This is a genomic window from Anaeromyxobacter oryzisoli (assembly GCF_022690765.1).
Taxonomy (GTDB): Bacteria; Myxococcota; Myxococcia; order Myxococcales; family Anaeromyxobacteraceae; genus Anaeromyxobacter; species Anaeromyxobacter oryzisoli.
In genome coordinates this window covers 32,726-59,031 of record NZ_JALCZA010000024.1, presented here as the reverse complement: position 1 = coordinate 59,031, position 26,306 = coordinate 32,726, and the positions used below count along the sequence as shown (strand labels likewise).

Here is a 26,306-nt window from a genome sequence, read left to right as displayed (position 1 = left end):
CTCGACGTGAACGCCGTGGCCGGAACGGGGTCGGGCGGGCGCGTCACCAAGGACGACCTCGCCCGGGCCCGGCGCGAGCGCGCGGGCGAGGGTCCCTCGCGGCCGGCCGAGGTCGGGCCGCCGCAGCCGCCGGCTCCGGGGATCGCCGCCACCCCCCGCCCCGCGCCCTCGGCTGCGCGGGCCGCCGTGCCCGCCGCCGGCGCGGAGGAGCGGCTCCCGCTCCGGGGTCTCCGCAAGCGGATCGCCGAGAACATGGCGCGCTCGAAGCGGACCGCCGCGCACTTCACGTTCGTGGAGCAGGCGGACGTGACCGAGCTGGTCCGGGTGAAGGAGCGGATCGCCCGGGCCGCGCGCGAGGAGGGGGTGAAGGTCACGTACCTCCCGTTCGTCGTGAAGGCGGTGGTCGCGGCGCTCCGCAAGCACCCGCGGCTGAACGCGGCGCTCGACGAGGAGCGGCAGGAGCTGGTGCTGAAGCGCTGGTACGACATCGGCATCGCGTCGGCGACGGACGCGGGCCTGGTGGTCCCGGTGATCCGCGGCGCCGACCGCCGCTCCCTCCTCGAGCTCGCCCGGGACGTCGAGCGGCTCGCCGGCGACGCGAGGGCAGGGCGGTCGCGGCCGGAGGACATGGGCCGCTCGACCTTCACGATCACCAGCCTGGGCGCCCTCGGCGGGCTGTTCGCGACCCCGGTCCTGAACTACCCGGAGGTCGGGATCCTCGGGATCCACCGGATCCGACTGACGCCGCTGGTGAGGGACGGTCGGATCGAGGCCCGCCAGGTGATGCACGTCTCGGTCACGAGCGACCACCGGGTCGTGGACGGGCACGAGGCGGCGGCGTTCGCGTACGAGGTGATCCGCCTGCTCGAGGATCCGGACCTGCTCTTCATGCAGCTCGCGTAACATCTCGAGGGTGATCGACAGCCACTGCCACCTCGACGCGCGGGCGTTCGACGGCGATCGCGACGCGGTGCTCGCCCGCGCCCGGGCCGCCGGGGTGACGGAGCTGGTCGTCCCGGCGGTGGGACCGGACGGCTGGGCGGCGCTCCGCGACCTCTGCCGGGCGACCCCGGGGCTGCACTTCGGCCTCGGGATCCACCCGCAGCTCCTCCCGGAGGTGCCGGCGCGCGACGACGACCGGCACCTCGCCGACCTCGACGCGGCGCTCGCGCGGGGCGGGGCGGTGGCGGTGGGCGAGTGCGGCCTCGACGGGGCGAGCGCGGCCGCGGGCGCGCCCCTGGACCGCCAGGTGGCGGTGCTCCGTGGCCACCTCGCCGTCGCCCGCCGCCACCGGCTGCCGGTGATCCTGCACTGCCTCCGCGCGCACGACGCGCTCCTCGCGCTCCTCGAGGAGGAGGCCCTCCCCGCCGGCGGGGTGCTGCACAGCTGGTCCGGCAGCGCCGAGCAGGTCCGCGCCTTCCTCCCGGCGGGCCTCCACTTCGCGTTCGCGGGGCCGGTCACCTTCGAGCGCGCGCGGAGGCCGCTCGCCGCGGCGCGCGCGGTCCCCCGCGAACGGCTGCTCCTCGAGACCGACGCGCCGGACCAGACCCCAGCCCCGCACCGCGGTGGGCGGAACGAGCCGGCCTACCTGCCGCTCGTCGCCGCCGGCGTCGCCGCCGCGCTCGGGATCCCGGCGGAAGAGGTCGGCGCGATCACCGCCCGGAACGCCCGCGCCCTCTTCCGGCTGCCGGTCGCGCCCGCGGGGGAGGGAGCGGCGCCGGGAGTCGGGTAGACTCCGCCGCGCGATGACCACCGCGCGCCGCCTCCCCGCTAACCTCGATCGCACCGCCCGGCTGCTCGGGCTGGAGGCCATGGATCGCCTCGCGGCGGCCCACGTGGTGGTGCTCGGGATCGGGGGCGTCGGGTCGTTCACCGCCGAGGCGCTCGCCCGGGCCGGCGTCGGGCGGCTCACGCTGGTGGACGGCGAGCGCGTCGAGCCGTCCAACGCGAACCGGCAGCTCCACGCGCTCGACGGCGCGTTCGGGAGCGCCAAGGCGGAGGTGATGGCGGCGCGGCTCGCCCGCGTGAACCCGGCCGCCCGCGTCGAGGGCGTGGTCGCCCGCTACTCCGCCGCCACGGCGGAGCGGCTCGTGCCGGAGGGCGTGTCGTTCGTGGTGGACGCGATGGACACCGTCGTCGCCAAGCTCCACATCATCGCCCGCTGCCTGGAGAGGGGGACGCCGATCGTCACCGTGCTCGGGGCCGCGCGACGGATCGATCCGACCGCGGTCCAGGTGACGGACCTGTGCGAGACGCACACCGACCAGCTCGGGAAGGACGTCCGCAAGTACCTGCGGCGGCGGCACGGGATCCCGGCCACCCGGCCGACGGGGGTGATCGCGGTCTGGTCCGTCGAGACGCCGCTCCCGACCCTCGCGCTCCCCGGGGACGAGGACGGGATCCCCGGCGTGCGCGCGGTCGAGCCCGGCGCCCGCCGCCGCGAGCCGAAGTGCTACGGGAGCGCCGCGTTCGCGACCGGCGCCTTCGGCCTCGCCGCGGCCGCCGCGGTCGTGCAGCGGCTCTGCGGGATCGCGCCGCGGACGCAGCGGGTCCTCTCCGAGCCCGAGCGGAGGCGGCGGAAGAAGAAGTAGCCCTCCGTGGACTCCTCCCTGCGCTGCTCGCCCTTCGACTCCGGCGCGCAGCGCGCGCCTACGCTCAGGGCGAACGGAGCTTCGAATCGCCTGCGCTGCTCGGCCGTCGTGTGCCCCCGCTCGGCGACGGCATCGTGTGCCTCACGACGCTCAACGCGAGCGGGCGGGGCCGTCACATCCGGTGGCAGCTCGTGCAGAGGTCCGGGCGGCCGCGCACCGCGTGCCCGCGGTCGGTCGAGGCGCCGTCGTGGCACGTCGTGCAGGCGACGCGCCCCTCCACGAGGATCACGTCCGGCGGGAGGGCGCTCTCGGGTGCGAGCCTCGGATCCCGGGCCGCCGCCTCGGCGTACGACACGTCCACCGGGTGGTTCGCGTTGGCCTGGTGGGTGGCGCGCACCTCGAAGCCGATCTCCGACCCGACCGAGCCGTCGTGGCAGGCGACGCACGCCCGCGTCGGGGTCCGCGCGCGGTCGGCGAAGCGGAGCTCGCAGACGGTGAGCTGCACCGGCCCGTCGAGTGGATCGTTCCGCGTCCCCCATCCGATGGCGGCGATGACCGCCGCCGTGCACGCCGCGCCCACCCCCATCCACGCCGTTCGCCTCATGCGGCCCCCGTCCCCCGCGGCCCCCACGCGGCGCCGTCACCCAAAAAGCTCGCGACGCGCGAAACGGCGGGGAAGTGCCGGGAAGTACCGCCCCTCCCGGATGCGCCAGCTCGCGCGCCGTGGCGTCAGGCGGACCGCTACACTCGTCCGCTGCGAGGAGCGCGGCGCGAGGGGAGGTCGCCACCAGCCCGCGCGCCGCGGCGTCCGGCCGATTATGAGGACGTGACCTGGAGGGGAGCGCCCATGGGCACCCAGACCTTCGACGCAGTGGTGATCGGGGCCGGCCCCGGCGGTTACGTCGCCGCCATCCGCCTCGCCCAGCTCGGCCAGAAGACCGCGCTCGTGGACCGCGAGGAGCTCGGCGGCGTCTGCATCAACTGGGGATGCATCCCCTCGAAGGCCCTCATCGCCGCGGCGAACCTCGTCGAGGACGCGAAGCGCGCCTCGAACCGCGGGATCTTCGTGGAGGCGCCCCGCGTGGACCTCGCGAAGCTCCGCGAGTTCAAGGACGCCGTCGTGAAGAAGATGGTCGGCGGCATCGGGTTCCTCGAGAAGGGGAACACCGTCTCGGTCGTGAAGGGCGACGCCGTCTTCGTCGCGCCGGGCGCGGTCGAGGTGACGGGGGCCGGCGGCGAGAAGACCCGGCTCGAGGCGAAGGCCTTCATCGTCGCGACGGGGGCGCACCCCATCGAGCTCCCGGGCTTCACCTTCGGTCCGGACGTGTGGAGCGCGCGGGAGGCGGTGGACGTCCCCGAGCTCCCGGCGCGGCTCGTCTGCATCGGCGGGGGCGTGATCGGGATGGAGCTCGGGACGGTCTACGCCAAGCTCGGCGCGCAGGTGACCTTCCTCGAGGCGCTCCCCCAGATCCTCACCGGGATCGATCCGGAGGCGGTGCGGCTGGTCCAGAAGGGGATCCGGCAGCGCGGCGGCGCGATCCACGTGAACGCGAAGGCGAAGGGGTACGAGCGGCGGGGCGACGCCCTCGTCGTGAAGGCGGAGGTGGAGGGCAAGGAGCTCGAGCTCCCCTGCGAGCGGATCCTCTGCGCCGTCGGCTTCCGGCCGGCGCCGCAGGCGCTCGGGGTCGAGGCGGTGGGCGTGAGGCTCACCGCGCGCGGCTTCGTCGAGGTGAACGAGCAGTACCGCACGAGCGTCCCGTCGATCTTCGCCATCGGAGACGTGGCGGGGCCGCCGCTCCTCGCGCACAAGGCCTCGAAGGAGGGCGAGATCGCGGCCGAGGCGATCGCCGGCATGAAGTCGGCGCGGGACTGGGTGGCGCTCCCGGCGGCGATCTTCACGGATCCCGAGATCGCCACGGTCGGCCTCTCCGAGGACGAGGCCCGGCGGGCGGGCTACGATCCGATCGTCGGCAAGTTCGCCTTCGGCGCCCTCGGCCGCGCGGTCGCCATCGACCACGCGGAGGGGTTCGTGAAGGTGATCGGGGACCGCGCGTCGAAGCTCCTCCTCGGCGTCACGATCTGCGGGCCGGAGGCCTCCGATCTCATCGCGGAGGCGGCGCTGGCGCTCGAGATGGGGGCGTACCTCGAGGACGTCGCGCTCACCATCCACGCCCACCCGACGCTGCCCGAGGCGTTCATGGAGGCGTGCAAGGCGGCGCTCGGGGAGGCCATCCACATGCTGAACCGGCCGGAGCGGCCGCGGAAGGCGGACACGGGGGCGACGGCGCGCGCATGACCTCCACCTCCGCTCCCCGCACGCTGCGCACGTACCGGCTCGGCCGGGTCGAGTACGCCGACGGCCTCGCCCTGATGCGGCTCGCCGGCGACGCGGTCCGCGCGGGCGCGCCGCCCGGCACCGACTTCTTGTTCCTCCTCGAGCACCCGCCGGTGCTGACCCTCGGCCGCAACGCGGCGGCCCGGAACATCCTCGCCGCGCCCGCGTGGCTCGAGCGGCAGGGCTTCGAGATCCACGAGACCGATCGCGGGGGGGACGTGACCTACCACGGCCCCGGCCAGATCGTCGGCTACCCGGTCCTGGATCTCTCCGATCGCCCCGACGTCCGCGGGTACGTGAGCGCGCTCGAGCAGGCGATGATCGACACCTGCGCCGACTTCGGCGTCGAGGCGGGCCGCCACCCGGAGCACCGCGGCTGCTGGGTGGGCCACCGGAAGCTCGGCGCGGTCGGCGTGCACCTGTCGCGGTGGATCACCTCGCACGGCCTCGCCTTCAACGCGCGCACCGACCTCTCGCACTTCCAGGCGATCGTGCCGTGCGGGATCGCCGACCCGCGCCTGGGGGTGACCAGCCTCGCGGCCGAGCTCGGGGCGCGAGGCCGGCCGGTGCCGGAGACGGCGGCCGTCGAGGGCCGGCTGGCGGTGCACCTCGCGGCCGCGCTCGGGCGCGCGCGCACCGACGCCGGGCCGGATCTCCGGACGGTGTCGGTGGTGCCGATGACCGGGGACGGGCGCGTGCTGCTGCTCCGGCGGAGCGCGGAGCGGGGCGGCTTCTGGCAGCCGGTCACGGGACGGATCGAGCCGGGCGAGACGGCGGAGCAGGCCGCCCGCCGGGAGCTGCGGGAGGAGACGGGCGCCGAGCTCCGCGTGGTCGCCCTCGGCTACCGGCACGGGTTCGGGCTCGAGCCGGGCGTCAACCGCGTCCGGCCCGGGACGGTGGTGATCGCCGAGGAGACCGCGTTCGCGGCGCGGCTCCCGCTGGGGTTCGTGCCGAGGCTCTCTGACGAGCACACCGCGCACGCGACGGTGACGGTGGACGAGGCCCTCGAGCGGCTAAGGTTCGCGGGGCTGCGCCGCGCCGTGCGCCTCGCCGCCGCCAGGCTGGCGCTCCTGACGCCTGCGGCGTGACCGCTGCGACCGGGCGCCGCCGTCACGCGGGCGCTCCCCATCGGGCCAGGCAGGTGGGCGGGCGGGGCCCCGTGCCGCCGGCGGCGGCCTCGATGCCTCCCGGCCGGGCAGGCGCCCGTGGCGCGGGGCCGAGATCCGGGTATCATCCCGCATCTCGGCCCTTTCCCTCAACCTACCGGACCCCCTCGCATGATCAGCGTAGAGAAGATCGGCGGCACCTCGATGTCTCGCTTCGACGAGGTGCTGAAGAACATCATGCTCCGCGACCCGAAGAACATCTACGGGCGCGTCTACGTCGTCTCGGCCTACTCCGGCGTCACGAACCAGCTCCTCGAGCACAAGAAGACGGGCGAGCCCGGCGTGTACGCGCGCTTCGCGGGGGGCGGCGACTACGCGACCGCGCTCGAGGCGCTCACGCGGAGGCTGAAGAGCATCAACGCGGAGCTCCAGCCCGTCGGGCTCGATCTCGCCGTCGCCGACGGCTTCATCGAGAAGCGGATGCACGAGCTGCACGGCTACCTCGACTCGATGCGCCACGTCCTCGCGAGCGGCTACGTCCGCCGGGAGAGCGTCCTGCTCGCCGCGCGCGAGATGCTCGCCGCGGTGGGCGAGGCGCACAGCGCGTTCAACAGCGTGGAGATCCTGAAGGGTAAGGGCGTGAAGGCGCTCCTCCTCGACCTCTCCGGCTTCGACGACGACGACCCGCTCACCATCGACGAGCGCATCCACAAGTCCTTCCAGGGCGTGGACGTGTCGTCCCAGGTGGTGGTCGTCACCGGGTACACGAAGGGCGTCGAGGGGATCATGCGGGAGTTCGACCGCGGGTACTCGGAGGTCACCTTCAGCAAGGTCGCGGTCGAGCTCAAGGCGGACGAGGCGGTCATCCACAAGGAGTTCCACCTCTCGTCGGCCGATCCCGAGCTGGTCGGCGCCAAGAACGCGGTGGTGGTCGGGCGGACCAACTTCGACGTCGCGGATCAGCTCGCCGACGTCGGGATGGAGGCGATCCACCCGAAGGCCTCCAAGCCCATGGAGCTCGCCGGGATCGCGATCCGCCTCAAGAACACCTTCGAGCCGAACCACCCGGGCACGCTCATCACCAAGGACTACGTCGGGACCAAGGCGCGCATCGAGGTGATCGCCGGCTCGCCGAAGGTCACCGCCCTCGAGATCCACGATCCGTCGATGGTCGGCACCGTCGGGTTCGACCTCGGGGTGATGGAGATCTTCAAGCGGCACGGCGTCTCGTACATCCTCAAGGCGACCAACGCGAACTCGATCACCCACGTGATCTGGGACAAGGCCGTGCGCTCCGCTTTCCTCGAGGAGCTCGAGAACCAGTACGAGCTCGTGTCCGCGGTGCCGTCGGCCATCGTCTGCGTGATCGGGACGAACATCGCCTTCCCGGGCGTCCTCGCCCGCGCCGCCCAGGCGCTCGCGGCGGAGAAGATCAACGTGAACGCCTTCTCCCAGTCCCTGCGCCAGACGAACATGCAGTTCGTGATCAACCGCGACGACTACAAGAAGGCCGTCGCCGCGCTGAACGACGCCCTCTGCCTCCACTCGCTGTAGTCGCGTCGCTGGCAGCCCTGCGGCGGCCCCGGCGGCCGGCCCGGCTCTTGCTGGGCCGGCCGTCATGCCACATCGCCTGGCGCTCGCCGTGCTGCTCGCCGCGTGCCTGTCGTCCGTCGCGAGGCCGCAGCTCGAGCGCCCGGCCGCTCGCCCGGCGTGTGCGCCGGCCGGCTTCGGAGTCCCGCCGCGCCACTGGCTCGGCTGCGCGACGGACGCTGGTCCGCGGCGCGACCTCGCCGCCGACGAGCGGCTGGTGCTCGGGCTGCCCATCGATCCGAACACGGCGGGAGAGCGCGAGCTGGCGTTCGTGCCGGGGCTCGGTCGCGGGCTGGCGGCCGAGATCGTCGCGGATCGGGGTCGAGACGGTCCGTTCCGCGAGGTAGACGATCTGCTGCGCGTTCGCGGCATCGGGCCGCGACGACTCGCCCGGGCCCGGGAGGCCCTCGCGATCGCTCCCGAACCGTAGCGACTGCAGCGGCGCTGGGGTACGCTGCGCGCCGACTGGAGGGTCGATCGTTGGTCATCCGTTGCGAACGCTGCTCGACGCTCTACGAGCTCGACGAGGCGCTCCTCGCGCCCGAGGGCTCGCCGGTCCAGTGCACGCGCTGCCAGCACGTCTTCACGGCCCATCGGCCGGCTACGGGCGAGCAGGCGCGTGCGGAAGCGCCCGCCGCCCCGCCCGCCAAGACGCCCGCGGCGCCTGCCCCATCCGCCTCCGCCGAGCGTGCTCCCGGAGCAGTGCCAACCGACGCGCCCGGGGGCGAGCCCGCGCGCTCGCCCGCGGCGGCGCCTCCTCCTGCGGCGCCGGCTCCGGAAGCGGCGCCTGAACAGCCGCGACCCTCCGCCACACCGGCGTCCGCAGGCGCCGAGGGCACGCCCGCCGCAGGGTCAGCGCCCGCCGCAGCCGCTCCCGCGCCTGCCGGCGCGCCTTCGGTCGCGACCCCTGGCGCGGCCGCGCCGTATCCCCACACGTCCACGCCGGAGGGGCGCCCCGCGGGGCGGAGCGGGCCCGCCGTGTACCGGCCCGCGCCCGGGCAGGCCCTCATCCAGCGTGGCCCGCTGCTGCGGCGCGACACCATCGGCACGTTCGAGTCGCGTCTTCGCTGGAAGTCGCGTCTCCGCTGGCTCGTGCCCGCCGGCGTGCTCGCGCTCGCCGCGCTCGCCGCGGCTGCCTGGCTCTACCTCTCGAATCACAAGAGCCCCGAGGCCGAGCAGCTCCAGACCGAGGGGCTCGCGCTCCTCGCACTCGACGACGCGGCGAGCCTCGACGCGGCCGCGCAGCGCCTCGACGAGGCGAACCGGGTCGCGCGCCGCGGCCGGCCCGCGGTCGCGGATCGCGCGCTGGCGCAGGTGCTCAGGGCGGCGACGCTCGCGGAGGAGAGCGAGACGCTGTCGGCCCGGGCGAGCGCGAGGTCCGCCGAGCGTGACCGGCTCCGGCGCGACATGCCTCCGGGGTGGGAAGCGGCGGAGAAGGCCGCGGCCAGCGAGGTGGACGCCCTCGGCGCCGACGCCCGCGCGCGCGCGGAGAAGGCCCGGGCGCTCCGCGAGGAGGCGCTCGCCGCCCTGACGCCGCTCGAGGGGGCGCCGGGAGCGACGGGAGCGCAGGTGCCGCGCGCCCTCGCGTGCTATCACGCCCTCGGGGGCGACCCCGCCCTCGTGCGCCGCTACGTGGACGCCGCGCGGGCGGCGGCGCCCGACGACGCGTGGGCGGGGCTCGCGGAGGCGACGCTCGAGCTCCGGTCGAAGGAGCGGGCCAGCCGCGAGCGGGGCGCCGCCGCGCTCGCCGCGATCGCGGCGCGCCATCCGGAGGTGCTGCGCGCGCGCTACCTGCTCGCCCGGACCCAGGCCGACCTGGGGCGACGGGCGGAGGCGCTCGCGACGCTCGACGGCGTCCTCGCCGCGAACCCGCACCACGAGGGCGCCATCAGCCTCCGCGCCGAGCTCTCTCGCCCGCCGTCTGCCCCGGCTCCCCGGCCGGGCGCGGCCCCGACCCCGGCCCCCGCAGCGGGGCCCGTCGCCTCACCGACCGCTTCCCCCGCAGCGGGGGCTGCCGCGGGGCCCGACGCGGGCGGCGCAGCGAACGCCGCTCCGCCCACGGAGGGGAACGGCGCCGCCCTCCCGCGGAAGCCGGTTGCCCAGCCCGTGATCGTCTCTCCCTCCGGACCGCCAGCCCCCGCCGTGAAGGTGCCGCCTCCTCCGACGTCCGCCGGCGCCCCGCGCGCGGCGCCGCCGCACCGGGCCCTCACCCCGGCCGCGGCGCCGGTCCCTGCGCCGCGGCCCGTCGCCCCGCCGCCGCCCCCGCCGCCGCCCGCACCCGAGGTGGACGGCGGGTAGCGCCCCAGCGGGCTCGCCGGGATGGCGCGGCGGTTGCTGCGCCGGCCGGTGATGGAGCTCGTCCTCTGGATCGCGATCGGCCTCGTCGCCTACAGCTTCGCGGGCTACCCGCTCGTGCTCGCAGTGTGGGACGGCGCGCGCGGAGTGCTCTCCGGGGTGCGCTTCCTCTCCGGCGGTCCCGACCGGAGGCGACCCGTCCAGGCGCAGGCGTGGCCGCGCGTGTCGCTCGTCTTCGCCGCGTTCGACGAGGAGGCGTGCATCCGCGCGAAGATCGAGAACTGCCTCGCGCTCGACTACCCCGCCGACCGGCTCGAGATCGTGGTCGGCTGCGACGGCTGCGGGGATCGCACCGCGGAGCTCGCCCGCGCCGCCGGAGGAGGGCGGGTCACAGTCCACGAGCTGTCGCCGCGGGCCGGCAAGGCGAGCGTCCTCTCGCGCCTCGTGCCCGCCGCGTCCGGGGACGTGATCGTGCTCACCGACGCGAACGTGCTGCTCGAGCGCGGCGCCCTCCGCGCCCTGGCGCGGCGCTTCCGCGACCCCGCGGTGGGCGCCGTCGTCGGGCGGCTCCGCCTCTACAACCCGACCCGGCGCGCGTTCGAGGAGAGCGCCTACTGGAAGTACGAGACGGCGATCAAGTACTGGGAGGGGAGGCACGGGTGCGTCGTCGGCGCGAACGGCGGCCTCTACGCGATCCGCCGGCTCCTCTTCGCGCCCATCCCGCCGGACACCATCACCGACGACTTCGTGATCGCGGCCCGCATCGCGGCGCGCGGCTGGCGCGTGCCGTACGAGGCGGGGGCGGTCGCGCACGAGGAGACCACCGAGGACGCGGGGCGCGAGTTCGTCCGCCGGGCCCGGATCGGCGCCGGGAACTGGCAGGCGCTCGCGCGCGTCCCGGCGCTGCTCGACCCGCGCACGGGGTTCCTCTTCTTCGCCTTCGTCTCGCACAAGCTCCTCCGCTGGGCGACGCCCTTCCTGCTCGCCGCCGCCCTCCTCGCGAACGGCGCCCTCGCCGGCCGCCCGGGCGCCTGGGGATACCGGGCGCTGCTCGTCGCCCAGGCCGCGTTCTACGCGCTCGCCGTCGCCGGCTGGCGGGGGGACGTCGCGCTCGCGCGGCCGCTCCGGCGTGCCGCCTCGGTCGCGCACTACTTCGTCGCGATGAACGCCGCGCTCGCGGTCGGGTTCTGGCGGTTCGTGCGCGGGACCCAGGCCGCGGCGTGGCGGCGGACCGACCGGAGCGCCCGGCCGGGGGTCGGGGCGGCGTGAGCAAACGTCGCCGAGCGTTCCAGTAACCCGTTCGCCCTGAGCCCTTCGACTCCGCCTGGCGGCAGCTCCGCTTTTCCGGCGCGCGGAGCGCGCCGGAGTCGAAGGGTGCAGCGCAGTAGTGAACCGGGCGCGGCGCGGCGGTACATCTCCGGCGTTCGAGGTCCACGTGCCTGTTCCGGAGCTACTCGTCGTCGGGACGATCCACACGCTCGATCCCGCCCGGCCGCGCGCCGGCGCGGCGCTCCTGCGCGACGGCCGGATCGCCTGCGTCGGGACGGAGGGGAAGTGCGCGGCGCGGGCGGCGCCGGGGGCGCGCCGGATCGAGCTCGGCGGCGGGAGCGCGATCCCCGGCCTCGCCGACGCGCACGGCCACGTCCTCTGGCTCGGCCGGGCCGCCTTCGAGGTGAGCTGCGAGGGGAGCGCGAGCGCCGAGGCGTGCGCGGCGCTCGTGGCGGCGCGGGCGGCGGCGACGGCCGAAGGTCGCTGGATCGTGGGGCGCGGCTGGGATCAGCACCGCTGGCCGGGCGCCGCGTTCCCGGACGCGGCGCTCCTCTCGCGGGCCGCGCCGCGGCACCCCGCGTTCCTGACGCGCGTCGACGGTCACGCGGCCTGGGTGAACCGCCTCGCCCTCGAGGCGGCCGGGATCGCGCCCGGGACGCCGGATCCGCCGGGAGGACGGATCGGGCGCGACGCCGCGGGGCGACCGGACGGGATCCTGATCGACGCGGCCATGGACCTCGTGCGCGCGCGGCTGCCGCGCCCTGCGCCGGCGGAGCTCGAGGAGGGGCTCCTCGCCGGGCTCCGGGCCGTCGCCGCGCTCGGGCTCACCAGCGTCCACGACGCGGGGTGCGCTCCTGAGGTCCTCGACGCGTACGGGCGGCTGGCAGCGGCGGATCGGCTCCCCGTCCGGGTGTACGCGATGATCGACGGGATGGTGCCGCTCCCGGCGCTCGAGCGCGAGATGTCCCGCTGGCGCGCCGCGCCCGCGACCGGGCTCCTCGAGATCCGGGGCGTGAAGCTGTACGCCGACGGCGCGCTCGGGAGCCGCGGGGCGGCGCTCCTCGAGGACTACTCCGACGATCCGGGGAACCGCGGGCTCCTCGTCTCCACGCCGGAGGCGCTCCGCGAGAAGGTCCTGGCCTGCGTGCGCGCCGGGTTCCAGCCCGCCGTCCACGCCATCGGCGATCGGGCGGTCCGAGAGGCGTTGCTCGCGCTCCGCGCCGCCGGCTCGGCCGCGCGCGCGCTGCGGCCGCGGATCGAGCACCTCCAGGTCGTTCAGCCCGCGGACCTGCCGCTCCTCGCCGAGACCGGCGCGGTCGCGTCGGTGCAGCCCGTCCAGGCGGCGAGCGACGGCCCCTGGGCCGCGGCGCGGCTCGGCGCCGGGAGCGTCCGCCTCGCGGGGGCGTACGCGTTCCGGACCCTCGCCGACTCCGGCGCGGTGCTCGCCTTCGGCTCGGACTTCCCGGTGGAGTCGCCGGATCCGCGGGCGGGGCTCCACGCGGCGGAGACCCGGATGACCTCGGAAGGGCGGCCGTTCGCGGTAGAGCAGGCGGTCTCGCGGCTCGAGGCCCTCCGGGCGTTCACCGCGGGGGCGGCGTACGCCAGCTTCGCGGAGGGGCGCCGGGGGCGCATCGCGGCGGGCCTCGACGCGGACCTGACGCTGTTCGCCGAGGACGTGCTCGCGGTCGCGCCCGGCGCGCTCCGCCGGCTCACCGTCACCCACGCCCTCGTCGCCGGCCGAGTGGCGTACGAGCGAGGACGGTGAGCGGCGGGTCGAACCGGTGACCGGGCCGGCACCCGGGGTTCGGGTGCCGGCCCGGGCCGGGGCGGGCGGGGGCAGGGGATCGCCGCGGCCGCGTGGTGCCGGCTGCGCGCGCCGGAGGGCGGCGCGGCGCCGTCAGCGCGGCGGCGACTACGAGGCGGATGCTACCCGCGCTCGTGACGGCGTCCAGTTTTCAACGCTCGGGACGCGCGCCCCGTTTGACCCGGCCCGATACCGCCTGCTAGCTTGCCGGGCCTGAACGCATGTCCCGGCGTTACCAGCTCAAGCCCGCCGCGCCGCCCGCGCGCGCCCTGAACTACGAGGGGCTGCTCAACGAGCAGCAGATCGCCGTGGTCGAGGCGGGGGACGGTCCCATCCTCGTCATCGCCGGCGCCGGCTCCGGGAAGACCCGGACCCTCACCTGGCGCGTCGCCCGGCTCGTCGCCGAGGGCGTGCCGCCCGAGGCGATCCTCCTCCTCACCTTCACGAACAAGGCGGCGCGGGAGATGCTCCGGCGCGTCGAGGAGGTGTGCAAGGTGGACACCCGCCGCATCTCGGGCGGCACCTTCCACCACGTCGCCCACGAGGTGCTCAAGGAGCACGGGGGCGAGCTCGGATACCAGCGCGGCTACTCGATCCTGGACCGCGAGGACACCCGCGACGTGATGACCGCCGCGATCGCCGACTGCGGGCTCGCGGTGGGCGCCCGCCGGTTCCCGAAGGCCGACGTCCTCATCGACCTGGTCTCGATGGCGGTGAACACCCAGACGCCCCTCGCGGACGTCCTCGCCGACCGCCGTCCGCAGTTCGTCCCGCTCACGGACGATGTCCTCCGCGTCGCGCGCCGGTACGCCGAGCGCAAGCACCAGCTCAACGCGATGGACTTCGACGACCTACTCCTCAACTGGAAGATCCTCCTCGCGGAGCGGGAGCCGGTGCGGCGCGCCCTCGGCGACCGCTGGCGCCACGTGCTCGTGGACGAGTACCAGGACACGAACCGGCTCCAGGGCGACGTGGTGGACCTCATCGCCGCCGAGCACCGGAACCTCTGCGTCGTCGGCGACGACGCGCAGAGCATCTACTCCTTCCGCGGCGCGCACTTCGAGAACATCCTCGACTTTGAGCAGCGCTACCCCGACGCCCGGCGCTTCGACCTCACCATCAACTACCGGTCCACGCCGCAGATCCTCGCGCTCGCCAACGCGTCCATCGCCGCGAACGTCCGGCAGTTCGAGAAGGAGCTCTCGGCGGTGCGCCACGAGGGGCCGCTGCCGGCGCTCGTGCCGTGCCGCGACGTGCCGCAGCAGGCGGCGTTCGTGGCGCAGCGGGTGCTCGAGCTGCGCGACGAGGGGATCCCGCTCCCGGAGATCGCCGTCCTCTACCGCGCGCACCACCACTCGATGGAGATCCAGTTCGAGCTGGCGCGGCGCGGGATCCCCTTCGTGGTCCGCAGCGGCGTCCGATTCTTCGAGGCCGCGCACGTGAAGGACGTCCTCGCCCACCTCCGGTTCGCGCGGAACCCCGGGGACGAGCTGGCGCTGAAGCGGTGCCTCAAGATCACGCCGGGGGTCGGCACCGCCACCGCCGAGGCGGTCTGGGGCGCGTTCTCGGCCCGGCGGAGCCGCGGGCAGGGGACGGTGGACGAGCTGCTCGCGCCGGACGTCGCCTCGCAGGTCCCGGCCAAGGGGCGCGCCGGCTACGCGCGGCTCGCCCAGCTCCTCCGCAAGCTCGCCCGGAAGCCCACCAGCGACCTGCCCGGCGAGGCCATCGAGGAGGTGCTCGCGGGCGGCTACGAGGAGTACCTCCGCGCCGAGTTCCTGAACGCCGACTCGCGGGTGGAGGACGTGCAGCAGCTCGCGCAGTACGCCCGCGGCTACGAGGACACCGAGGCGTTCCTCTCCGAGATCGCGCTCCTCACCGAGATCTCCGCCGAGACCGTCTCGGAGGGCGGCGAGCCGGACGAGAAGCTGATCCTCTCGAGCGTCCACCAGGCGAAGGGGCTCGAGTGGCGCGCGGTGTTCGTGGTGTGGCTCGCCGACGGCCGCTTCCCCTCGGCGCAGGCGCTGAAGGACCTGCGCGGCGAGGAGGAGGAGCGGCGCCTGTTCTACGTCGCGTGCACCCGGGCCCGGGACGAGCTGTACCTCGTGTACCCGGTGGTCGCGGCGCCGCGCGACCGCGAGCGGGTGGTGATGAAGGCGTCCCGGTTCCTCGAGGAGCTGCCGGCGGAGCCGGAGCTGCTCGAGCGCTGGCAGCTCGACGAGCCGGGGCCCGGCGGACCCGCGCTCGGTGGTGCACCCGCCGCGCCGGCCCTGCCGCGCGACATGCGCGCGGTCCCGGCGCTGTTCGGGGCGCCGGACGACGACGAGCCCGGCGGCGGGGAATCCGGCGGCGGCGACGCGGGGCCCGGCGGCGACGTACCGTTCTAGCGACCGCGCGCGAGGGGTCGGCGCGAGCCCGGGGCGCGCCGTTCCGTGCTAAGGATCCGAGACATGGCCGCGACTCGGGAGAAGCCCATCCTCGGCATCGATCTCGGCACCACCAACGCCTGCGTCGCGCACGTCCGGACCCGCATCCCCAAGGTCGTCCCCACGGACCGCGGGAGCCTCATCCTCCCCACCGTGGTCGCGCTCTCGGAGAAGGGCGACGTGCTCGTCGGCGGCGTGGCCAAGGACCAGCTCGTCACCAACCCCAAGAACACCATCTACGGGGCGAAGCGGCTCATCGGCCGCAAGTGGAGCTCGAAGGTCGTCCAGGAGCTGCGGAACTACTACTCGTACGACATCGTCGAGGGGCCGAACGGCGAGGCGGCGGTGATGCTGGGCGGGCAGGTCCGCACGCTGCCCGAGGTGAGCGCGATGGTCCTCGCGCACCTCAAGAAGATCGCCGAGGCGTTCCTCCAGAAGCCGTGCGACGAGGCGATCATCTCGGTCCCCGCGTACTACTCGGACGCGCAGCGCCAGGCGGTCCGGGAGGCCGGCCGGCTCGCCGGGTTCGAGGTGCGCCGGATCGTGAACGAGCCCACCGCCGCCGCGCTCGCCTACGGGTTCTCGCGGAACCTGGACCAGAAGGTCCTCGTCTACGACCTCGGCGGCGGCACCTTCGACGTCTCGGTGCTCCAGCTCTCCGGCAACGTCTTCGAGGTCCTCGCCACCGGCGGCGACACATTCCTCGGCGGCGTGGACTTCGACAACCGGATCATCGACTACGTCCTCGAGGACTTCTGGCGGCAGCACAAGATCGACCTCGCCCAGTCGCCCATCGCGATGCAGCGGGTGAAGAACGGCGCCGAGGCCGCGAAGATCGACCTCTCGCTCATCCCGAACGTCGTCATCGACCTGCCGTTCATCGAGGAGCGCAAGGGGAAGCCGCTCGACGTCCGGCTGCCGCTCTCGCGCCAGCAGCTCGGCGAGCTGACCGCGGACCTGGTGGACCGCACCTTCGAGCTCTGCGACGAGGTGCTCGGCGAGAAGAACCTCCGCCCCGAGGACATCGACGAGATCATCCTCGTCGGCGGGCAGAGCCGGATGCCCCTCGTCCAGCAGAAGATCCAGGAGCACTTCGGGAAGCCCCCGCGCAAGGGCGTCCACCCCGACGAGTGCGTCGCGCTCGGGGCCGCGCTCCTCGGCGACTCCCTCGATCAGATCGACTCCGTGACCCTCGTGGACGTGCTCTCGATGCCGATCGGGATCGCTACGCCGACGAACCACTTCCGGAAGATCCTCGACAAGAACCTCACCATCCCGTCCACCAAGAGCTTCCGCCTGCCGCCGCCGCGCGAGCCCGGCCAGCCGATCGTGATCGACATCTACCAGGGCGAGTCCGACGTCCTGGTGGACGACGAGTTCCTCGGCTCGATCCGGCTCCCCGCCGCGGCGACGGGGCGGCGCATCGACTTCAAGCTCGACGAGGAGTGCCTGCTCAAGGTGAGCTTCGACGACCCCGTGAAGGGGATGACCGAGGTGGAGCTCGCGACGCGCGACACGCCGGAGGGGCTCAAGAAGGCCCTCGCGGAGGACGCGCGGAAGCGGCAGGCTGCCGGGGAGGCGAGCGCGGCCGGCGAGGAGCGGCGGGGCGGCCTCTTCGGCTGGCTGAAGCGAGGGTAGGGGCGGGCATGCGCTTCGGGTCGCGAGAGTGGATCGAGGCGGTGGTCGCGGCGGTGAACGCGCAGCCGGCGCTCGGCGCCGCCCTGGGCGGCCTCGGGCGCGACGTGGCGGTGGTGGTCGAGGCGGACCCGCCCGCCTGGCCGCGCGCCGTGGCCGCCTGGGCGGAGCACGACGGCCGCCGGATCGTCCGCTGGCGCCTGCTCGCGGACGAGGACGAGATCCTCGAGCTCGAGCCGACCTACGTGATCCGCGCGCCGTACGGGATCTTCCGGCACCTGCTCGGCGGCGCCGACGCCGTCCAGGCGGCGCTCGCGGGCCAGGTGAGGGTCGAGGGAGATCTCGAGGCGCTGGTGCGCCGGTCGCAGTACCGGAGCGTGATCGACGCCGCGCTCGCCGCGGTGCCGACCGAGCTGCCGTGAAGGAGAGGACGACGATGGCACGCCGTGGCAAGGGGATCGCGGGGGCGCTCTTCGAGACCGGGACCCGGTTCGCGTCCCGCGCGGTCGAGACGGTGATGAAGGACCCGCGCGGCCAGGAGGCCGTCGCGCGCGCCGTCGGGCTGGCGCAGCGCGGCCGGCGCCGGGTCGAGGAGCTCCAGGAGCGCGTCATGGAGGCGGCCGGCATCCCCAACCGGCAGGACTACCAGGACCTCGCGAAGCGGCTCGCCCGCATCAAGCGTAAGGCCCGCGAGCTCGCCGAGAAGGTCGACGCCGCCCGGCGTGACGGCGGCGCGCCCGGCGACGGTCCGGATCGTGATCAGACGCACTGATGCACGGGATGATTCCGTTGACACCCCCGAGGAGGGACGGCATACTCCGCCGCCTCGCAGAACCAGGGCGCCTAGCTCAGCGGTAGAGCACTGCCTTCACACGGCAGGGGTCGCAGGTTCGAACCCTGCGGCGCCCATGAAGAAAATCAGGGGGTTGGCCTCGCGGCCAGCCCCCTTTTGTTTGAGCCGGATCGCGCCGGAGCGCCCGACCGCTACCGGCGGGTGAGCGGGCCTACCTGCGAGCGAACGGAGTCGGTCTCATCCCGAGCGGAGCCGACCTCGGACGAGACGCTGCTCACCACGCGTTCGATCTCGTCCAGGCGGCTGGCGAGCAGGCCGAAGCCGGCGGCGAGCACGACCAGGAGCACGGCGGCCGCGGCGCTCTGCACATCGGTTCGCGGCAGAACTTCTGGGATCAGGTTCGCCGGAATGCTGGCGATTGCGTTTGCGGTGCTCCTCGGCGTGCTGTGGCTTCGAACGCGATGAGCACCTCGTCGATGCGAGTCTCTCGCGCGACGGCGTTCACGCGCCGAGCCCCGAGAACCAGCGGCGCGCGAGTAGGCGTCCGACCGCGTCGTGGATCCGCGCCCTCGTCGCGTGGCTGTTCTTGGTGCGTGCCGGTGCGATCCAGGCGCGTGGGGGCAGCGTATTCCGAGCGTGAAATCTGGAACGGATGCAAGCTGCCGAACTGTTTGATGCATTTCGACGTACCGTGATCGCGTGATGCTCGGGCGGCTGTGACTCGTATACTGTAAGTCACTCGACTCCAGGTTTGGGCTCGAATTCGACCTGCGCTCGACGTTGGACCTGCCCCGAATCCGATCGCGGGTGGGTCGGGGGGAAACGTGCTCACGCGCGCACTCGTGGTCGCAGCAGCCGTCTCGTGTGTGCTCGGGCTCGTCCCCGCGGGCGCGGCTGCTCAGCAGACCCCGCCCGTCCCCATCGTCCAGGTCCCGTCAGCCGGAGACTTCCTCTCGCCGCAGTGGGAGGCCCGAGCGGCCGCGGCCAAGGCTTTCTACGCGAACCACGCGGACGCCTACGACTTCCTGGTCTTCGTCCCGGTGTTCCCCGTGGGCGTCGCCGTGCAGGAACAGTCGAACTTGAAGGTGGGGGGGAGGCACTACCTCGTCCGGAACGACGTCAACGGGATCGGTACGCCGATCTCGGACCTCGGCGCGTACTTCGGAAGCGCCGGTCGGTTGAAGGCGGTCATCGAGCTCTACTCGCTCGTCCCCGGCATGAAGACCGCTACCGTCCAGGAGGCCCTCGTTACGATGGCGCATGAGGTCGGCCACCAGTGGTCGAGCACGGTGTCCTTCAGGGACCCGACGACAGGCGCCCGGGACGCATCCCTGCTGACGACGGATGGGACGCACTGGAGCTACTTCCTCGATTCCGATGGGTCCGTCATGTACGGCGCCGACTGGCTGGACGCGGGCGGGGGAAGCTTCCTGTCGCAGGGAGCCCAGCGGCGTTACTCGAACCTGGACCTGTACTTGATGGGATATCTGGCGCCGTCCGAGGTGGCGCCGTTCGTCCTGATCGACCCGGTGGCAGGACTTTCGGTCAACTCGGACACGCTCCCGCCCACGGATGGCGCGCAGGTCCAGGGGCGGGCGAGGACGATCCGCGTCGATGACGTCATCGCGGCCGAAGGGGCTCGGAGTCCAGACTGGAGGTCGGCCCAGCAGAGCTACCGTGCCGCCTTCGTGATCCTGGCGGACGCGGACCATGCCCCCACGGCAGACCAGCTCGCCTTCGTCGAGAGCGTGAGACAGCAGTGGGCCAACGCGTTCTTCTTCATGACGCGCGGGCGAGGGATCATGGAGACGCAGCTCGTCGAGCGCGGCGCCGCCCTCGCGAGCGATCCATCGCCTGCCATGGGGGTGAAGTTCCTGCTCGCCAGGCAAGGTGCGCCGGGCGAGTGGCAGGACGACGCCGGGACGGTGATCCGCGACTCAGGCGCGGCGACGGAAGCCTTGAGCGCATACGGCGCCGATCCCGCCGTGGCCGGAGCACGGTCCGCGGGCGCCAGGTTCCTTTCGACCCAGAACGCCACGGACAACGACTCCCGTGCGCGAATCCGCCTCGGTCTGAGCGCAGCGCAGGGGGCGCCGCCCGCGCTCGCCCTGAGCCCACGAAATGCCGACGGTGGGTACGGCCTCGCACCGGGTTACGAGTCCACCCCGATGGACTCCGTGCTCGCGGCGCTCGCGATCGGTGCTGGAGCCGGCACCGCCGTCGATCCGGCGCTCGTGAGCTATCTGCTCGCGGTCCAACGCGGCGACGGCGGTTGGGGAGAGCTCCCCGGGCTGGCGAGCGACGTCGAGACCACCGCCTGGGCGCTTCGCGCCTTGGCCCCATTGGCGGCGGATCCCCTCGTTCAGATCGCCGCCGCCTCGGGCATCGGGTTCCTTCGCGCCCACCAGGGGCCGGACGGGTCCTTCTCCGACGACCCGGTCTCGTCTTCGTCCTTCACCGCGGAGGCCGTCCTGGCGCTGGATGCCTGGGGGATGCTCGGGGAGAGCACGGCAGGGCAGGCCGCGCAGTACCTGCTCTCGACCCAGCTCGCGGACGGTAGCTGGGACGAATCCGTCTATGAGACGTCGGTCGTCGTGCGGGCGCTCCGAATCCTCCTGACGCCCAACCTCGCGATCGAGAACCTGACGCTCTCCCGCGCCAGCGTCGTCGACGGCGAGCCGGTGCAGGTCACGACCGTCGTGAGAAACACCGGGCGTGCCAGCGCCAGCTCCGTCCACGTCCGGGCCTACGACTCGAGCGGCGTCGCCTTCGGCGGCGATCTGGTCATCTCCGCGCTGCAGGGCGGGCAGAGCGTGTCGGCGACGCTGCTCCTGGACACCACCGGGCGCGCCGGGAGCGAGCAGGTGTTCGTGGTGGTGGACCCGGACGGCGCGATCGACGAGCTCCGCCAGGACGACAACAGGGCGTCGGGGACGCTTCACGTCGCGCCGGTCCCGCAACAGCCGGACCTGTACGTCGCCGCGGGGTCCCTGGTCGCGAATCCGCCGGCCGTGGACACGCTTCCAGCGCACGTCCAGATCGCAGCGACGATCGGCAATCTGGGAATGACGGGGGTGGGGGCGGTCCCGGTGACCGTCTATGTTCGCGATCAGGCGGTGGCGACCACCTCGGTGGCGTTGCCGCCGCGCTCGTCGCTCCCCTTGCAGCTCGATGTCCAGATCCCGGCGGGACCGTCTCCGATCGTGATCCGTCTCGGGGTCGATCCCGACCACGCGATCCTCGAGGCCGCCGAGGACAACAACACGGCCTCGATCATGCTGCCGGCGGTGCCGTCGGTCGACCTCGCGGTCGTGAACCTCGCCGCGGCTCCGTCGACGGCCGAGCAAGGGCAGACGGTCACGATCAGCTATGCCATCCGGAACACGGGGACTCTCGCCGCGTCGGGCACCACGGATGAGGTCCGGATCTCCACGCCCGACGGGAGCGTGGCCGCGCTGATCGATTCGAGCGGGCTGTCGGTACCGCCAGGCGCGACGCTGACCCGAAGCGCGAGCTGGCGCGCGGGAGTCGCGGGGGGGCTGAACGTCACCGTCAGCGCCGCGCATCCAGCGGAGCGGACCCCTGGCGACAACATCGCCCAGACGGCCATCGTCGTCACTCCCTCGACCAAGCCGAACCTCGTGGTCCGCCCCGAAGACCTCGTCGTCACTCCGGACCCCGTGCTCGAGGGAACGACCGCAGTCGCGAAGCTCACCGTGACGAACGTGGGTGGGGTTGCGGCAGGCCCGTTCCACATGGCCTTCTTCCAGGGCGACACCTCCCATCTCGTCGCGAAATCCGCCGTCCCGGGGCTGGCTCCCGGGGCGGCAGCCGTGGTGAGCGCGAGCTACGCGGTCGCGAGCGACGCCGATCTCGTCGTCCTCGCGCAGGCCGACAGCGATCTCGAGGTCGACGAGTACGACGAGAGCGACAACATGGTCGCGAGAACGATCCCGGTGCTCGGTGCCCCGGACCTGGTCCTGGAGTCGGGCGCGATCGCGCCGTCGAACGCCTTCCCGAGGCAGAACGAAGCCGTCACCGTCACGGTCACGGTTCGCAACGTGGGAGGGCAACAGGCTCGCCCGTCGACGGTCTCCCTCTACGACGGCGCTCCGGAGAGCGGCGGCGTCCTGATCGGCGCGGCAGGGTTGGCGTCCCTCGACGCGGGCACCGCGTCCGACGCATCCTTCACCTGGAAGCCGGGCACCCTGGGCTCGCACGAGCTCGTCGCGATCGTGACCGCGACGGGGACCGAGGCGCGGACGGACAACAACCGCGCCGAGAGGTCGATCGCCGTCCAGAACGTCGATCTCGCCATCTCCAACCCGTACTTCTCTCCCAACGGCGACGGGGTCAAGGACTCCACCGAGATCTCCTACCGCGCGTCCGCAAATGCGGCGGTCGTGGCGGAGGTGTATGGGCCCGATGGGGCGCTCGTCACGTCGTTGCCGTCGGCAGCAACCGGCCCTGGCTCCATCGTCTGGGACGGGCGCGATCCATCTGGCCGCGTGGTGCCGGATGCGAAGTACCGGATCGTGGTCCGCGCGTCTGTTTCCGGGGCGTTCGGTGGGGAGCTCGGGGCGCTCGACGCGGTGGTGGACGACAATCGCTCACAACTCCCCGACGCGATCGGGACGCCGCTCCTGTCGATCGAGGACCTGGATCGGTCGATGCCTCCGTCGTCGATTCAGGGGCTTCTGCGCGAGGTGTTCGCGCCGTTCCCCGGCGACCAAGGCCTCGTTCAGCTCGTGTGTATTCCCGGCCAGCCGTGCGATTTCTACCTCCAAGAAGTGGGCGCAGGGGGGCTGAAGCGGTTGACGGATGGCCATTTGCCAGAGGGGTTCATCTGGAACGTATCGGTCTCCAAGGATGGTTCGAAGCTCGCCTTTTATCTTCAAGACTGGTGGTCCAGTAATTCGCTCTGGGTGTACTCGCTGGGTGAGAGGACCTATACCCGGATTGCGACCGGCTGCGCGTCTGTCGTTGCGCCGATGTTTGCCTCCGACGGGAACAGTCTCGTCTACGCGACGAACACCTGGCCAGTCGAGATCCATGTCGTCGCGGCTGATGGCTCACAAGATCGACTGCTCGCGAATGGCCCCATCAACGACTTCAATGTCTCGCCGGACGGCACGCTCCTCTCTCTCGAGTACCAGACTGACGGAGGCGCCCTCCTGGTTCAGTCGCTCGACGGTAGCCCGGAGCGCGTGGTAGCGACGGGGTACACCCCGATTGACGGTGGGGTGTTCGGTTACCGATCAACCCCGTCGCATTCATGGGCGCCCGATGGCGCGTCTATCTACTTCATTGGCAATCTGCCGCGTCCGCGGTGGATGGATCCGTACGTTACAGGGATCTTCCGGGTTCGGTCGGCCGGCGGCGTTCCAGAAATGATCGCAAGCACCGCGGTGTACGTGGATATTTACGGCCTCACCCCATGGTACGCGGATGAACTCTCCGTGAGCCCGACGGGAGACGCGATCGCCTTCGCGTTCGACGGGAAGATCTTCGTCGAGGCGCCGAGCGGGTCGGAGCCGCGGGTCCTGGCCGATAGTTGCTTCGAGATGTCATGGGGCGGAACAAACTGCCCCGGGTATTCGTATGTAGGATTTTCGCCGCAGGGCTCGTTCATGTACGCCCTGGATTGGGGGGCATACGGACGCCGCGCCTTCACGACGCTCGCGAACCTGACGGCCAGGCTGGTCGCGACCCAAAAGCCGGGCGACTCCTTCATGACGTTCCAGGGAACCGCCGCGGACGCGAACTTCGAGCAGTTCACCTTGAGGGCTCGCCTCGCGGACAGTGGAGCGCCGTTCACGACGATCAGGTCGTCTGCTCAGCCGGTCGTCAACGACGTCTTCGCGCAGTGGGCGCCCCCTGGGAACGGCGTCTACGAAGCGGAGCTCACGGTCACCGACAAGGCCGGAAACGCTCGGGCGCGCACGGTGCGGTTCGGCTGGTCGGGTGACCCCGCGATCGCGAACATCACGCGAGCGCCCCAGTTCATCTCGCCGAACGCGGACGGAGTCCAGGACTCGACTCGCATCCGCTTCACGGTCCGGAAACCCACCACGGTGGAGGTGCAGGCCGTGTCGGCGGCGGGGGCGCTTGTTCGCAGGATCCCCGCGACCTACGTCGCCAGCGGAGACTACGCGATCGACTGGGACGGGCTGAGCGACGCCGGAACGCTGGTGCCCGATGGGACGTACACGCTCCGGATCGCCGACCAGAGCTTCCCCGTGGTGGTCGATACCACCCGGCCCAAGGTGGAGATCGCGCTCGGTGATTCGTTCGCCCCGTCGCCGGGGACGGAGTTCGGGCTTCTGGCCGTGAACGGCATTCCTCTGCTCGGCTCCATGCGCGGAGACGTCTTCCCGGACGGCTATGATGCCTTCCTCAACGTCGCGGCCCGGGCATCCGACGAGAACCTGGCGGAGTGGGACCTCAGCGAGGTGGGGAGCTCGAGCGGGCTCACCGTGGCCACGGGTAGTGACGAGGCTGCCCATCAGTTCACCGTCCCCGTCGCGTGGGCCCGGGGCAACGCTTCGCGGCTGCTCGCCCGGGATCTGGCAGGGAACGTGGCGTTCCAGGACGTCACCCCCCCAGAGCGTCTGTATGCGCTCGGCCTCGCCGCCCCAGAGGCGGACGCGCTCGATCCGTCCGCCTATCAGTACGGCCTGTCGCTCGACGGTGGTGCTCCCTACCGGAACGTCCTCGGCGCGTTCTTCGGGATCGCCACCGTGTCCATCCCGCCGGGGCAGGAGGACCTTGCCAAGGCCCAGACCGTGCAGGCGGTGTGCAGCCAGCTCGCGTCGCGCGCGCCGCTGACGGTGTTCTTCGCGAGCTCGATCGGGAGCCCGCTGGCTTCGGTCGGTCTCTCGTACAAGGCAGCCGGGACGGACGTCTGGATGGCGGGACGCGTCACACCCACCATCGACGCAGACGAGGCGGCGTTCTGGGACACCTCGACCGTGGCCAGCGTCGACGACCTCATGGTGAAGGTCCAGGCGCTCGACGTCACGGGCCGCTTCTTCGAGAGCCCGGAGTTCAGGGTGAAGTGTGGCCCGAAGCCGGTCCTCGTGGGTCGATGCATGTCCGGGAGCGCTCTCTCCGTCGGATTCAAGCCCGAGACGGTGCCCGCGGGAACCTCCTTCCGGCTGGCGCTGAAGAGCGTCTCCTCCGGACGGACCCTCGCAATCGCCCCGGCCGTTCTCGACGACGCGACCCGCCTGGTGGTCCAGGCGGACCTCCCCGGCCCGGACTGCAAGTATGACGTCGCGGTCAGCTCCGCGATGCCGGATGGTACGGTGTTCTCCCAGGACGTCGGGCGATTCGATCGGTGCGCCGCGTTCATCGTCTCCCGGGACCTGCGCCACTCACCGGCCTCCGTCGTCGTCGAGGAGACCTTCGCGACCGCGGTGCAGGACGTGGAGGTGTACGCCTCGTCGCCGGACGTGGCCGGGGGAGCGGCGCGGCTCGTAGGGCGAACCGGGCCATTTTTCGGAACGTCCGCCGCGGTTCCGATCGACGTCCAGGCGTTCGTCGCCGGCGGCTGCCCGAAGGTGACCTTCGGTCTGGTCACGGTCTTGCCGGATGGATCACGCATCGACGAGGGCTCCCGGATCGATCGCCCCTTGTGTGGCGACGTCCCGCTGCCGTGTGGCTCGCTCTTCGTCGATGCACCAACGAACGACGCAACGCCCCGGTGCGTGTCTCGGGCTCCCCTGTACTCGGCGGCGATCCACGGCGTGGTGAACGGGACGTTCACCGACCTGGCCGCGGAGCTGGTCGCGCCGACTGGAGCTCACGTCGCCGACGTGTCCGTCTCCGGGTTTGCGCCAGGCAGCACGATCGGCGGCACCGCCGCGATCTCGCTGTCCGGGCTGCTGGACGGCCCGTACTTCGTCCACGCGGTCGCGCACGACGCGACGGGCGCGAGCTACAACGCCACGTCGCCCGCGTTGACCGCCGACCGGATGCCGCCCATCGCGACGATCACGTCTCCCGTGCCAGGCGGTGCGGTCTGCCCGTCGAACGGACCCCTCACGGTGAACGGGTCGGTCTCGGACGCGCACCTGCAGTCGTACTCGGTGTGGATCCGGCCCGCTGGTGGAGGTGGAGACGCCCGCGCCTACGCAGCAAACGGCGCTCCAGGTGGAGCGCTGGCGACCTTCGATCTCGGCGGCCTCGTGCCGGGCGACTACCTGCTCGGGCTCGAAGCCCGCGACGGCGGCGGCAACGCCACGTGCCCCACGGAGGTCCCGCTCAGGATCCCTGCGGAGGCCACCCTGGCGAGCCTGGCCGCAAGTCCGCCGGCCTTCTCGCCCGACGGGGACGGCGTCTTGGACGAAACCACGGTGAGCTTCTCGGCGCGAGACGTCTCCAGCGTCGTTCTCTCGCTCGCCAGCCCGTCCGGCGCGAAGCTCCCGATCGCCGTGCTCTCGCCGCCGGCTGCCGACGAGGCG

17 protein-coding genes, 1 tRNA gene and 1 pseudogene (1 of these 19 cut by a window edge) are annotated in these 26,306 nt (G+C 72.9%); 17 read left to right on the top strand and 2 right to left on the bottom strand.

Annotated elements, in window-relative coordinates; all coding sequences use genetic code 11:
• From MNZ27_RS10025 to MNZ27_RS10015, 3 genes are all read left to right on the top strand, one after another.
• Nucleotides 1–903 (top strand): dihydrolipoamide acetyltransferase family protein (locus tag MNZ27_RS10025; protein WP_242393906.1); only part of this gene is annotated, 903 nt, incomplete at its 5' end.
• A gap of 10 nt (nucleotides 904–913) precedes the next feature.
• Nucleotides 914–1,732: a TatD family hydrolase gene (locus MNZ27_RS10020; protein ID WP_242393905.1), complete on the top strand. Its 819-nt coding sequence runs from the start codon at nucleotides 914–916 to the stop codon at nucleotides 1,730–1,732.
• Between the two features lie 13 nt (nucleotides 1,733–1,745).
• The gene (locus MNZ27_RS10015; protein ID WP_242393904.1) at nucleotides 1,746–2,591 is read left to right on the top strand and encodes a tRNA threonylcarbamoyladenosine dehydratase; all 846 of its coding nucleotides are present in this window, start codon (nucleotides 1,746–1,748) and stop codon (nucleotides 2,589–2,591) included.
• A 172-nt stretch (nucleotides 2,592–2,763) separates the two neighbouring features.
• Here the strand turns inward: MNZ27_RS10015 and MNZ27_RS10010 are convergent, their stop codons facing one another.
• Complete coding sequence (locus MNZ27_RS10010; RefSeq protein ID WP_242393903.1) at nucleotides 2,764–3,195, bottom strand: cytochrome c3 family protein; 432 nt, start codon at nucleotides 3,193–3,195, stop codon at nucleotides 2,764–2,766.
• A gap of 243 nt (nucleotides 3,196–3,438) precedes the next feature.
• Between MNZ27_RS10010 and lpdA the strand changes: the two genes are divergently transcribed.
• The 13 genes and pseudogenes from lpdA to MNZ27_RS09950 all read left to right on the top strand — a co-directional run bounded on the left by lpdA (nucleotide 3,439) and on the right by MNZ27_RS09950 (nucleotide 17,957).
• Nucleotides 3,439–4,887: a dihydrolipoyl dehydrogenase gene (gene lpdA, locus MNZ27_RS10005; protein ID WP_242393902.1), complete on the top strand. Its 1,449-nt coding sequence runs from the start codon at nucleotides 3,439–3,441 to the stop codon at nucleotides 4,885–4,887.
• The gene (gene lipB / locus MNZ27_RS10000) at nucleotides 4,884–6,014 is read left to right on the top strand and encodes a lipoyl(octanoyl) transferase LipB (RefSeq protein ID WP_242393901.1); all 1,131 of its coding nucleotides are present in this window, start codon (nucleotides 4,884–4,886) and stop codon (nucleotides 6,012–6,014) included. The genes lpdA and lipB overlap by 4 nt, the downstream gene beginning before the upstream one ends.
• Before the next feature lie 189 nt (nucleotides 6,015–6,203).
• Nucleotides 6,204–7,586, top strand: coding sequence for an aspartate kinase (locus tag MNZ27_RS09995; protein WP_242393900.1), 1,383 nt, complete (start codon nucleotides 6,204–6,206; stop codon nucleotides 7,584–7,586).
• A gap of 64 nt (nucleotides 7,587–7,650) precedes the next feature.
• Nucleotides 7,651–8,052: a ComEA family DNA-binding protein gene (locus MNZ27_RS09990; RefSeq protein ID WP_242393899.1), complete on the top strand. Its 402-nt coding sequence runs from the start codon at nucleotides 7,651–7,653 to the stop codon at nucleotides 8,050–8,052.
• Nucleotides 8,053–8,102: 50 nt separating this feature from the next.
• Nucleotides 8,103–8,201: pseudogene (locus MNZ27_RS24260) on the top strand (zinc-ribbon domain-containing protein); the annotation flags it as partial.
• A gap of 399 nt (nucleotides 8,202–8,600) precedes the next feature.
• A complete protein-coding gene (locus MNZ27_RS23540) occupies nucleotides 8,601–9,920 on the top strand; it encodes a tetratricopeptide repeat protein (protein ID WP_277957793.1) in 1,320 nt (439 codons plus the stop codon).
• Nucleotides 9,921–9,971: 51 nt separating this feature from the next.
• Complete coding sequence (locus tag MNZ27_RS09980; RefSeq protein WP_242393907.1) at nucleotides 9,972–11,186, top strand: glycosyltransferase family 2 protein; 1,215 nt, start codon at nucleotides 9,972–9,974, stop codon at nucleotides 11,184–11,186.
• A 166-nt stretch (nucleotides 11,187–11,352) separates the two neighbouring features.
• On the top strand, nucleotides 11,353–12,951 hold the full coding sequence (locus MNZ27_RS09975; RefSeq protein WP_242393898.1) for an amidohydrolase: 1,599 nt from the start codon (nucleotides 11,353–11,355) through the stop codon (nucleotides 12,949–12,951).
• 260 nt (nucleotides 12,952–13,211) lie between these two features.
• Nucleotides 13,212–15,374: an ATP-dependent helicase gene (locus MNZ27_RS09970; protein ID WP_242393897.1), complete on the top strand. Its 2,163-nt coding sequence runs from the start codon at nucleotides 13,212–13,214 to the stop codon at nucleotides 15,372–15,374.
• A gap of 63 nt (nucleotides 15,375–15,437) precedes the next feature.
• Entirely contained in the window at nucleotides 15,438–17,051 is a 1,614-nt protein-coding gene (locus MNZ27_RS09965; protein ID WP_242393896.1) for an Hsp70 family protein, read from the top strand.
• Between the two features lie 8 nt (nucleotides 17,052–17,059).
• Nucleotides 17,060–17,470 carry a hypothetical protein gene (locus MNZ27_RS09960; protein WP_242393895.1) on the top strand — a complete coding sequence of 137 codons (411 nt, stop codon included), beginning with the start codon at nucleotides 17,060–17,062 and terminating at the stop codon, nucleotides 17,468–17,470.
• A gap of 14 nt (nucleotides 17,471–17,484) precedes the next feature.
• A complete protein-coding gene (locus MNZ27_RS09955) occupies nucleotides 17,485–17,820 on the top strand; it encodes a hypothetical protein (protein ID WP_242393894.1) in 336 nt (111 codons plus the stop codon).
• A 65-nt stretch (nucleotides 17,821–17,885) separates the two neighbouring features.
• A tRNA-Val gene (locus MNZ27_RS09950) sits at nucleotides 17,886–17,957 on the top strand.
• A 75-nt stretch (nucleotides 17,958–18,032) separates the two neighbouring features.
• Here the strand turns inward: MNZ27_RS09950 and MNZ27_RS09945 are convergent.
• Nucleotides 18,033–18,188 carry a hypothetical protein gene (locus MNZ27_RS09945; protein ID WP_242393893.1) on the bottom strand — a complete coding sequence of 52 codons (156 nt, stop codon included), beginning with the start codon at nucleotides 18,186–18,188 and terminating at the stop codon, nucleotides 18,033–18,035.
• Between the two features lie 477 nt (nucleotides 18,189–18,665).
• On the opposite strand from MNZ27_RS09945, the gene MNZ27_RS09940 reads away from it, so the two are divergent.
• Nucleotides 18,666–26,306, top strand: the 5' end (the start) of a protein-coding gene (locus MNZ27_RS09940) for a CARDB domain-containing protein (protein ID WP_242393892.1). It continues 9,432 nt past the right edge of the window; 7,641 of the gene's 17,073 nt are visible here — the first part of the coding sequence; it begins with the start codon at nucleotides 18,666–18,668; its stop codon lies beyond the right edge, outside the window.

Coding starts and splice junctions, on each gene's coding strand:
- MNZ27_RS10015 (WP_242393904.1), top strand. CDS start 1,746: ATGACCACCGCGCGCCGCCTCCCCGCTAACCTCGATCGCACCGCCCGG.
- MNZ27_RS10010 (WP_242393903.1), bottom strand. CDS start 3,195: ATGAGGCGAACGGCGTGGATGGGGGTGGGCGCGGCGTGCACGGCGGCG.
- lpdA (WP_242393902.1), top strand. CDS start 3,439: ATGGGCACCCAGACCTTCGACGCAGTGGTGATCGGGGCCGGCCCCGGC.
- lipB (WP_242393901.1), top strand. CDS start 4,884: ATGACCTCCACCTCCGCTCCCCGCACGCTGCGCACGTACCGGCTCGGC.
- MNZ27_RS09995 (WP_242393900.1), top strand. CDS start 6,204: ATGATCAGCGTAGAGAAGATCGGCGGCACCTCGATGTCTCGCTTCGAC.
- MNZ27_RS09990 (WP_242393899.1), top strand. CDS start 7,651: ATGCCACATCGCCTGGCGCTCGCCGTGCTGCTCGCCGCGTGCCTGTCG.
- MNZ27_RS09980 (WP_242393907.1), top strand. CDS start 9,972: ATGGAGCTCGTCCTCTGGATCGCGATCGGCCTCGTCGCCTACAGCTTC.
- MNZ27_RS09970 (WP_242393897.1), top strand. CDS start 13,212: ATGTCCCGGCGTTACCAGCTCAAGCCCGCCGCGCCGCCCGCGCGCGCC.
- MNZ27_RS09965 (WP_242393896.1), top strand. CDS start 15,438: ATGGCCGCGACTCGGGAGAAGCCCATCCTCGGCATCGATCTCGGCACC.
- MNZ27_RS09960 (WP_242393895.1), top strand. CDS start 17,060: ATGCGCTTCGGGTCGCGAGAGTGGATCGAGGCGGTGGTCGCGGCGGTG.
- MNZ27_RS09955 (WP_242393894.1), top strand. CDS start 17,485: ATGGCACGCCGTGGCAAGGGGATCGCGGGGGCGCTCTTCGAGACCGGG.